Source organism: Streptomyces sp. NPDC015139 (genome assembly GCF_043079785.1).
GTDB lineage: Bacteria > Actinomycetota > Actinomycetes > Streptomycetales > Streptomycetaceae > Streptomyces > Streptomyces albidocamelliae.
Genome location: NZ_JBIBUW010000041.1, coordinates 1 through 9,078 on the forward strand (window position 1 = coordinate 1; position 9,078 = coordinate 9,078).

Here is a 9,078-nt window from a genome sequence, read left to right on the forward strand (position 1 = left end):
TGCCGTCGACGATGTACACGGTGTCCTTGCGCGGCCGACGCGCCGGCGCGATCGCCAGCAGAGGTGCGAGATGGTCCAGGATTCTGTCGGCTGCGGACTTCGAGATCCCGAACAACGGCGCCACCTGCCGCAACGTGAGGTTCGTACGCCAGTACGTCGCCACCAGCAGCACCCGGTCCTCCAGCGTCAGCCGCCATGGCCGGCCACGCTGCACGTCGCCACCACGACGCCGGACCAACGCCACCAGCCTGCCGAACTGCACCTCGGACAAACCCGAAAACGGCTCGATCCACTTCGGATCACCCGCTGAGATCACCCCACCCATGCCCAACCAACGCACCAACCGCCCCACCGGTTACGGGACAACCTCTAGCTCGCCCGAGCGGTGAGCCCGCCGCAATGTGCAGATCGCTGCCGTGCCGGCTGACCCTGCCCGCTCCGTCCTCGAACTCGATGTGATCGATCTTGGTGGACTTCGCCGGGCCGCCGCTCCCGGCGTCGCTTCCGCCGCCGGCCGAGGCGAGCTGCATTCCGCCCTTGCCATGACCGCGACCACCGCCTTGGGCCGGCATGGAGAACGCACCGTCGGCAAGGTCGAGCACCATGTCCTCGACCATCGCTTCCAGCTTGGCGTTCACCGGCTCGGTGAGCTTCGCCAGGACCTCATCGACGATCCGGTCCACTGCCTCGTCGATGATCCGCTTGACCACCTGCCGCATTGCCGTGACCTCGGCAGCCCCGATCAGCGCGGACAGACCACCGGTGACGACGGCAAGCCCGGCCGAGATACCCACCGAGGCAGCCATCGCCCCCAGTTCGATCTCAGCCTTCGTCTTCATCCCGAAGATGATGTCCGCCAAGACGTCGCACGCGTCCGCGAACAGCCGCGCCAGCTCGGGCAGCTTCTCCAGGTGACTGACCTTCACCTGGTTCCAGTGCTTCTCGAAGGCGTCCACGGCCCAGCCCTCGGACGAGGACAGGATCCGGGTGACAGCCTTGTGCGCGTCCCCGCCGTGCCCCTCGAACTTGTCCGCGAACTCCCGCATGGCGTCCGCCATATCGCGGTAGTCGTCCTCGTCCACGTTCGGAAAGTTGATCCCGATGAAGTCCAGGACATCATCGAGCCAGCCCGGAATCGTGTAACCCATCCCCGTTCCTCCCCGTGCTTCACACCCACCCCGCAGAAACACCGCGGCGGACATGATCAAGAACCCTAGTACGTGGGACTGACGCCGACGCAAGCACGAAGCACGCCAACCACTGCGGCGGGGATCACGGACACACAAGATTCACTTCACACGCCAGTGGTGGCACTCCGCCCACGGCGCCCTGAAGACCCGGCCCTGACCTGCACCCGCCCACTGCAGAACCGACGGGGGTGGTGTGAGACCCGCCCCCTGCGCAAGGAGCGATCTGTGAAAGAGACCGCGCGGGCCGAGTGCTCCCAGCACTTCCATGACGGCCGCGGCTTCCGGCTGCTGGGCGAGGAGGAGAAGGCTCTACTCACCCTGCACGTGCCAGCGCGCGAGGGTGGCCGGGCCCTCGATGCCTGCTGCGGGACAGGTGAACTCGTCGCCTTCCTGACCTTTCTCGGATATGAGGTCGACGGTGTCGATTTCGCCGAAGGTGCCCTCACCCGGGCCCGGACCGAGCGCGCCGGCCTACCGGGAGTGCGCTGGCTGTGTGCGGACATCGAGCATGACAATCTGGCCGATCTCCGCGAGGGCGGCTACGACCGAGGCCGCCCCACAACGTGGGGCGGCCCCTGCGAGGGGCGCCAGCTCAGCCGGCGTCATACCGCCACCCAGGGGCGGGCAGCAGGCTGGGGCGGTGCGGGTAGCGGGGGCCGGGACGCTGGGGGCGGGGCCGGCCGATCCGGCGGCGCGGGCGGGGGACAAGCACGAGTGATCTCCTCCAGGGGATCAGCAGCGCGTCCTGTGACGTCGGTTCGTCAGCGGGCGCGGGAAGGTGCCGGGGGGGTGGCCGGACGGCCTGACCCGCACCCGACCGCGAGGGTTCGGGCGCGAGGCAGGTGGTCCGGAGCGGGGTTAGAGGCCGCGGGCGTCGGCGAGGCCAGAGGCTGCCGGGGCGTTCCATGCCGCCCTGAACCACACAGCTATGACAGGACAGTGATGGCTGGTCAGATGAGGTCGAGGAGGGTGATGCGTTCCATCGGGATGTAGTCGAGTAGGGCGGAGTCCCAGTGCGTCGACCACACCGAACCGTCACGTGCCACGGCGAGGACCTCGACGTCGCCGGCGCCCCGGCAGCACGCGGTGACGACGTGGGCAAGCCTGGGCAGTGTCCCGCCGATGCGCCGCAGTGCGGTCCAAGCGCCCGTCGCCGTTGTCAGGAACGTGTTGTACAGCATGCCGTCGAGGCCGATGACAAACACGTCGAGGAATTCGGACGAGCGGCTGGCTGCGGCGATCCGGGACGAGGGTTCTAGCGGCACGGCCCCGCCGCCGATCTCGCGGGTGGTGCCCCACAGCGACGCGGTGGTCCAGGGGGTGCTGTAGAGCCGGAGTTTCGGATTGCCGTCGCGGCGCCCGATGAAGGGGACTTCGATGAGGTCGGGGCCGGGGCTGCACGCTGCGAGGTTGGCCATCGTGTGTGCGCGGACGAGAGGGTCGCCGATGGCGAAGGAGTTGCTCCAGTTCCCGGGTCCGAGGGAGAAGGACGTGCGCGGTACGGAGTCGCTGCCCACCCAGAACAGGTCCAGGAGGCCGGCCTTGCGGCTCAGCGCGGTGAGACCGTTCGTACGGAGCACGAAGGGCGCGACGGGCCCGGCGGAGGCTTGGAGGTGGCTGACGGTGGTCCAGGTTTGTGTGGCCTCGTTCCACCGGCTGCCTGCGATGTTGTCGGCCTGCCGGTCGTGGGCGAACACCTCGGGCGCCCCGCCCTTGCGGCGGGCGATCACGACGCCCGCGAGCGGGTCGATGACCACCGTGTTGTTCTCGGGCACGGAGAACTCCTGCCAGGCCCCGGAGGCGGCGTGCCGGAAGGTGTGGATGTGCCAGTCGCGGTCGGTGCCGCTGTCCCATTGGGCAAGCCCGGCGAGCCAGTCGGTCAGCGCCGACATCGGTGTGAAGGGGTTGAAGGAGGCCGTCGGTATCGACGTCGACCCGTCGAGATCGGTGTCGAGCGTGGCCGCGCCCGGCGACCAGGTCACCCGGGTGGCCCTGCCCCGGCGCACCGCGAAGGCCCCGAGCCAGTCGGTCGTGCCGGGTGCGCCGACGACGGGCCCGCCGCGCACCTCGCCGGGCTGGTTGCCGCTCTCGGGGAAGGCGGGGTTGCGTACGACGGCGACATCGGCGTCGATGTTCGGGAACCCGGCGATGGGGCCTCCGGCGGGCTGCCCGACCCCGAACCGCCACTGCCGGGCGATCGCGTCCCGGTCCGGTGCTTCGCCGCCCGTGCTGTTGATGGGCGGGGTCGCGAGCATCACCTTGCCGTCCACGACCGTGATGCCGCCGGCGGTCGCCGGAAGCAGGTTGACGTTCCACACGTACAGGCCCGGGTATTCCTTGCGGAAGACGAACGACGACGGGGGATGGCAGTAGACGCCGGGCCGGTAGCCGAGTTCGGCGAGCCGGTGGAACCAGGCCGAGCAGTACTTCTTGCCCGCGTCATCCGGCGGGCCGCCCATCTCCCAGTCCAGGTAGATCACCGAGCCCTGCGGCAGGCCCGCGCTCGTCGCCTTCACTGCGGCGTCCTCGGCGTTCGCCGTGGCGATCTGCACCCGGAGGTCGATCGGCCCGTCATCGTTGCGCGGGTCCTGCTGTCCCCAGTAGATCGGCAGGAGCCCCCACACCGGACGCAGGTCGAACCACCCGTTCATCCAGCCGCCCACCGGGTTGGCACCGATACCGCCCATCCGGTTGTGGCCGTTCAGTGGTTTGGTGACCGGGACCTCGCCTGGGGCCGGTGCCGGCGAGTCGAGGTACATGCCCGTCCAGTAGATGTTGGAGAGGTCCCAGATCGTGTCCATCACGGGCTTCCCGGGATACTTGCCTGTGTCCATTCCTGCGTAGAGCATGGCGATGGCCTTCCCCGGCCGACCGTCCAGGGTGCGGGCACCGCTGGCGGCAGGCCGTGCGCTGTCTTCTCCTACCAGCCTGGCCCGGCGCCCACGCTCCGGCCATCGAGGCCAGACCTTCGCGGCGGTGCCGTATCAGGCGGGTTTTATCGGCCACATGCCGCATTCCCCGGGCAGGTCAGCGCCTGACCGCGTCGGTTCGGGCGGCATGGTTGACCAGACGATCCCCCAGCAGTGCGTGCAGGAGATCGGTCATCTGCTGGGACGGTGTGACTCTCAGCTCCGCCTGCAAGAAGGTGCGGTAGTCCTGGTACCGCTTGATGGCGCTCGCGATGTTGCCCTCGGCTATGTGGACTTCCATGGCGATGCGGTAGGCGGTCTCCCGGAAGGGATCGACGGCGATCGCGGCGAGCGCGGCCTGCAGGGCATCGAGGTACTGGTGATCGGTCCGCAGTTGCTGGGCCAGGCTCTCCAGGGCATATAGGCGCAGTTGGTCCCACCGCTGCCGCGGCAGGTTCAGCCAGTCCTCGGACCACCCCGGCAGCAATTCCCGGCTCAGGTTGCCCACCAGACGGTTCCAGTCTTGCGACCGAGGGACCGGTCCGGCGATGATCCGGCGCGCCGACTCCTGGATCTCGTGGAGGTCGACCTCGATCGACGGGCAGAGCATCAGGCGCTGGTCAACGCTGTCGATCACCGCGTGTGTTCCCGCTCTGCGGCTCTGGCACAAGGCGGAGCGGAGGTTCGCCGCCGCTCTGAAGGGTGTGCACGCCGGCCACAACTGCTCGGCGGCCGAGGTCCGGCCTACCCAGTCGTTTCGCAGGGCCAGGAATGCCAGGAGGCGCCGCGCCCCCATGGGGACGGTCGTTCCGTGGCCGGCATGGGTGAACTCGAAAGGCCTCAGAATCTCAAGTCGCGAATCGGGGAGCGACACATTCACCACTCTCCATCGGTACCTGTCATGCGCACTTGTTGTGCACCCGTACTGCACCGCTTTTCCGGTCCCCTGGGCTCGCGGGGGAGGCCGGTTGGGAGCAGGACGCTGCAAGGGTCGGGGGAATCGGCAGGACCGCATTTGTAGCGGCACGCGCCGGAAGGCGATCAGCAGGCGAGTCAGCCACAAGGGCTTCATCCCGCGGCGCGGGATACCCGGCGATCTCCTGGCCCGCTCACCACTGTGCAACGAGCACCTGTCACGCGCACCTGCTGTGCGCCCGCCTGCTCGCCTTTTGGCCTGCAAAGACACAGCAGGAACGACTCGGTGACGCCGAAGAGATGCGCCGCGGACGCCGGCCTGGCCCCCCGGTGATCCGGGGCGTCTCGGGGGAACGGCGGTCGGGGATCGGCGGCAGCGATCAGCGGAAGTCGCAGCGGCGATAAACGCCATGGTGCGCGGTTTCCCGGATATTTCCGATCCTGTTTCTGTTCGGCTCTGAGCAGCGTGCCACACAGCCGAGGAACGGTTCGGCAACGTTTTGGGGGCGTCGGACGCATCCCTCGATAGCGGCCGGTGAGCGGCTAGGTGCAACAGTCGAATCAGCCTGTAACGGTTCGTTCGTGAATGGACGGAGAAGCGGCTCGATGGAAGTTCGTTCAGTCCTCAATGGTCTGGTTTCCGAGGATGACCTCCTCGGTGACGCGAGGGTCTGCGTTGCGGTGCTGGACGGTCCGGTGGACCTGTCCCATCCCTGTTTCGCGGGTGCGGACCTGACGAGGGTGAACACGCTCGTCCAGGAGCCCGCGGGCCCTGGGCTCATGTCGTTGCATGGTACGCATGTCGCCAGCCTGCTGTTCGGCCAGTCAGGCACCGAGGTGTTCGGCATGGTTCCGCGATGCCGGGGGCTGTTCCTCCCCGTCTTCCGGGACACCGAAAGCCGGGTTTCCCAACTGGATCTGGCCAGGGCAATCGAGCAGGCCGTGCAGCAGGGTGCCCACGTCATCAACATCAGCGGAGGGCAGCGCACGTCGGACGGGCGGCCCGGGGAACTGCTCGACAAAGCTCTCCGCTTGTGCGCGGACAGCGGAGTGCTGGTGGTAGCGGCCGCCGGCAACGACGGATGTGACTGCCTGCAGACACCGGCCGCGACACCGTCGGCGCTGGCGGTCGGCGCCCTGGGGGCCGACGGCAAGCCGCTGGAACTCAGCAACTGGGGTACGGCGTACCGCAGTAACGGTGTGCTTGCCCCAGGCCAGGACATCCAGGGTGCGGTGCCCGGAGGCGGGTGCCGGAAACTGACCGGGAGCAGCTTTGCCACGCCTGCGGTTTCTGGTGTCGCGGCCCTGCTGGTGGCCGCTCAGCTCCGGGAAGGGCGGGCAATGGATCCGCTCGCGGCGGGGCAGGCCATTCTCGGCACCGCGACCGCGGACCCGTGCTTCCCCAGTGACACCGCGTCGTGCCGACGGCATCTGAAAGGCAATCTGAACGCCCGCGGAGCCTACGACCTCATCAGTAAGCGAGGGAGCGCAGCCGCGGTCCGTCCCGATGCGGCTTCGGCCCTGCATCCGTTGCGGGGCGGCGCCGGCCACAGCGCGGTGGCCTGGGCCGGCCAGGGGGCCGGTCACGCAGGCGGGCCCCGGCCGCCCGGGATGCCCCACTTCCAACCGAACGAGGTAATCAACGCCATGGATAACCAGCCCATCACTGCTCACGAGCAAGCCGAGGCCGCGGTGCCCGACAACGGTGATGTCGCCCTTGAGGGTGTCGCGGCGTCGTCGGAACCGTCGGGTGCCGCAGACGAGGCAGCGGGGGTTGAGGCCGCCTGTTCCGGCCCGCCCGAGGGAGCCCGTTCCCTGCCGGCCCAGCCCGTCACACCAGGTGAGGAAACGACGGTCATGGCGGAGGCGGCCGCTGCCGCACCGGTACCGCCGGCCGGGCGGGCGGGCGGCGGCAGCCCTGAGGGAGGTGTCCGTGCCTCCTCGGGGTGCGGATGCGGGGGCACCCCGGCGTCGGTCTGTCAGTGCGGAGGCAACGGGGGAAACGGGGCTAGCCAGCTGATCTACGCGATCGGCACCATCGGGGTCGACTTCCTGACGGAAGCCTGCCGGGACATGTTCCGTCAGCGGATGCCGGCCGTCACCATCCCGGCGACCGACAAGCACCCGGAGCAGGAACTTCCGTCGAACCCTTACGACGGAACCCAACTGGCCGATTTCCTGGCGCACGAGCCGTGGCTGTGCGACAAGGTGACGTGGTTGCTGCAGTTCGACGGCGGCACGGCGGTCTATGCGCTGGAGGCGGAGGAGCCGGTCGCCATGGACTGGGGCGGGCAACCGCTTGTCCCTCCTGAACCGCCTCCTGCTCCGGCGGGCCGCAAGCCGGGCCACAGCGCCACCCCTGAAGAGCTGGACAACAGGCTCACATACCTGACCGATGCGCTGTCCCGCCCGCCGGTATCCACGATCTACCGGCTCTTCCAGGAAGCCCTCAAGGGCCAGCTCCTCAAACCCAAAGACCCCAACCGCATCTCACGCGTATCCGTCCCCGGAGAGCTCACCGGCCGAACGGTGCGTCTGATCAACGGCCAGACGGTTCCCGTGGTCAAGGTCAAAACCCCCGGTGTCTACACCTGGAACGAGACCAAACTCGTCGACAGCGTCGTCCAAGCCATCAAGGACAGGGAAAAGGCCAATGCCGACGGCCCCGAGCTGAACACCGGTATGAGCGCCGACGAGCTCGCCACGCTCGTCAGTGCCTTCCTCACCAAGCTTTACCACCAGTTCCGCAACCTCGGGCAGACGCCGGGCGACCGGGCCCTGAACTTCGCGGGCACCAACGCGTTCCTCTTCGCCGACTCGATCAAGGACGGCCTGCTGTCCGGCGAACTGGTTCCAGGACCCAAGGGGGAAGGAAAGCACCACCTGTACGCCCTGGACACCATCACCGTTTCGGAGAGCCCATACTGCCGGCCGGGCTCGCGCTGCATGGACGTCACTGTGACGTTCTTCGATCCGGAAGACGACCGCAGGGCCAAGACGCGGTACCAGTACACGTTCGACGTCAGCTACCACCTGCCGGTCAGTCTGGCACCGGTCCACGTGTTCCTCGACCGGTGAACATCGCGTACCGAGGAGGAAGAACATGAGCCCTGCGAATACCGAACCGCGCATCACACCGCCCCTGCAGGCTCCGCCGGTCTACCGCAACATCCACGAGGCTCCACAAGCCCAGCATCCGGACAGCGGTGTGGAAGCGGCCAGGACACGCTGTGCCGATCTTCCCGACCCCGCACGGCAGCAGTGCTACGCCCAGCTCTACGGCATCTCCACCTAGCGGCTGCCAGCCCGTCAACCGCACATGAGGCCCATACGAGGGAGGCCCGTCATGATCGAACACACCCCGTACGACGAGGCCAGGAGCCGGCCGACCACGGCGCTCCAGATGCCCCAGCAGGCACCCCCGGTCGACCGCGCAGAAGCCGCCCCCGCCGCAGCCCCCGGTGACACCTCGGGCCTGGAGGCCAGCCGCTTCGTCAAGCCGATCTGGGAAAGCTTTCTCCCTGAAATGTGAGGGTGTGATAGCGCCGACAACCGCCACGCTCGTTCGAAACCATCCGCCGCGAATGGCGGCACAGCAAAGGAAAGCCCGTCATGATCGAACACACCCCGTACAACGAGGCCAGGAGCCGGCCGACCACGGCGCTCCAGATGCCCCAGCAGGCACCCCCGGTCGACCGCGCAGAAGCCGCTCCCGCCGCAACCCCTGGTGACAACCCGGGCCTGGAAGCCAGTGGCCGCATCGGGTCGTGGCTGGGCGATCTGCTCCCCTTCTGAGGGATACGCCGGGCAACGCTCCGCGCCCGCCTCTACTCCGTTGAGGAAAACGGCGCGGCAGGATCTGGCGGCAGGGGGTAGCCCTTCTGCCGCCAGGTTCTCCCCCACCACGGCGATACCGCCGCGAACCCTCCGCCGGCGGGCCCCCGCCCGCCGGACCTGACGACAGGACAGCACAGCAAAGGAAAGCCCGTCATGATCGAACACACCCCGTACAACGAGGCCAGGAGCCGGCCGACCACGGCGCTCCAGATGCCCCAGCAGGCACC

General features: G+C 68.4%; 8 protein-coding genes and 1 pseudogene. 5 read left to right on the forward strand and 4 right to left on the reverse strand.

Features of this window, described 5'->3' with window-relative positions:
- Together ACF08B_RS40735 and ACF08B_RS40740 are read right to left on the reverse strand one after the other, a co-directional pair.
- On the reverse strand, positions 1-325 hold a 325-nt coding region (locus ACF08B_RS40735; protein ID WP_392322086.1), incomplete at its 3' end, for a transposase family protein.
- Positions 326-365: 40 nt separating this feature from the next.
- Positions 366-1,148 (reverse strand): annotated as a pseudogene (locus ACF08B_RS40740) (type IV secretion protein Rhs); the annotation flags it as partial.
- Positions 1,149-1,514: 366 nt separating this feature from the next.
- Between ACF08B_RS40740 and ACF08B_RS40745 the strand changes: the two are divergent.
- The gene (locus ACF08B_RS40745) at positions 1,515-2,183 is read left to right on the forward strand and encodes a class I SAM-dependent methyltransferase (RefSeq protein WP_392322099.1); all 669 of its coding nucleotides are present in this window, start codon (positions 1,515-1,517) and stop codon (positions 2,181-2,183) included.
- Here ACF08B_RS40745 and ACF08B_RS40750 read toward each other — a convergent pair.
- Both ACF08B_RS40750 and ACF08B_RS40755 read right to left on the reverse strand, forming a co-directional pair.
- A complete protein-coding gene (locus ACF08B_RS40750; RefSeq protein ID WP_392322087.1) occupies positions 2,141-3,991 on the reverse strand; it encodes a glycoside hydrolase domain-containing protein in 1,851 nt (616 codons plus the stop codon). The two genes, ACF08B_RS40745 and ACF08B_RS40750, sit on opposite strands and share 43 nt — an antisense overlap.
- Before the next feature lie 226 nt (positions 3,992-4,217).
- Positions 4,218-4,736: a BTAD domain-containing putative transcriptional regulator gene (locus ACF08B_RS40755; protein ID WP_392322088.1), complete on the reverse strand. Its 519-nt coding sequence runs from the start codon at positions 4,734-4,736 to the stop codon at positions 4,218-4,220.
- An 884-nt stretch (positions 4,737-5,620) separates the two neighbouring features.
- Between ACF08B_RS40755 and ACF08B_RS40760 the strand changes: the two genes are divergently transcribed.
- The 4 genes from ACF08B_RS40760 to ACF08B_RS40775 all read left to right on the forward strand — a co-directional run bounded on the left by ACF08B_RS40760 (position 5,621) and on the right by ACF08B_RS40775 (position 8,809).
- Complete coding sequence (locus tag ACF08B_RS40760; RefSeq protein ID WP_392322089.1) at positions 5,621-8,092, forward strand: S8 family serine peptidase; 2,472 nt, start codon at positions 5,621-5,623, stop codon at positions 8,090-8,092.
- Between the two features lie 25 nt (positions 8,093-8,117).
- A complete protein-coding gene (locus ACF08B_RS40765; protein ID WP_392322090.1) occupies positions 8,118-8,309 on the forward strand; it encodes a hypothetical protein in 192 nt (63 codons plus the stop codon).
- 51 nt (positions 8,310-8,360) lie between these two features.
- A complete protein-coding gene (locus ACF08B_RS40770; protein ID WP_392322091.1) occupies positions 8,361-8,546 on the forward strand; it encodes a hypothetical protein in 186 nt (61 codons plus the stop codon).
- Positions 8,547-8,626: 80 nt separating this feature from the next.
- Positions 8,627-8,809 (forward strand): hypothetical protein, encoded by a 183-nt coding sequence (locus tag ACF08B_RS40775; RefSeq protein WP_392322092.1) that lies wholly within the window; start codon positions 8,627-8,629, stop codon positions 8,807-8,809.
- Positions 8,810-9,078 lie beyond the last annotated feature (269 nt).

What these genes read in the sequence shown, in the direction of transcription:
- ACF08B_RS40750 (WP_392322087.1), bottom strand. Translation starts at nt 3,991, where the DNA reads ATGGACACGATCTGGGACCTCTCCAACATCTACTGGACGGGCATGTAC.
- ACF08B_RS40760 (WP_392322089.1), top strand. Translation starts at nt 5,621, where the DNA reads ATGGAAGTTCGTTCAGTCCTCAATGGTCTGGTTTCCGAGGATGACCTC.
- ACF08B_RS40765 (WP_392322090.1), top strand. Translation starts at nt 8,118, where the DNA reads ATGAGCCCTGCGAATACCGAACCGCGCATCACACCGCCCCTGCAGGCT.
- ACF08B_RS40770 (WP_392322091.1), top strand. Translation starts at nt 8,361, where the DNA reads ATGATCGAACACACCCCGTACGACGAGGCCAGGAGCCGGCCGACCACG.
- ACF08B_RS40775 (WP_392322092.1), top strand. Translation starts at nt 8,627, where the DNA reads ATGATCGAACACACCCCGTACAACGAGGCCAGGAGCCGGCCGACCACG.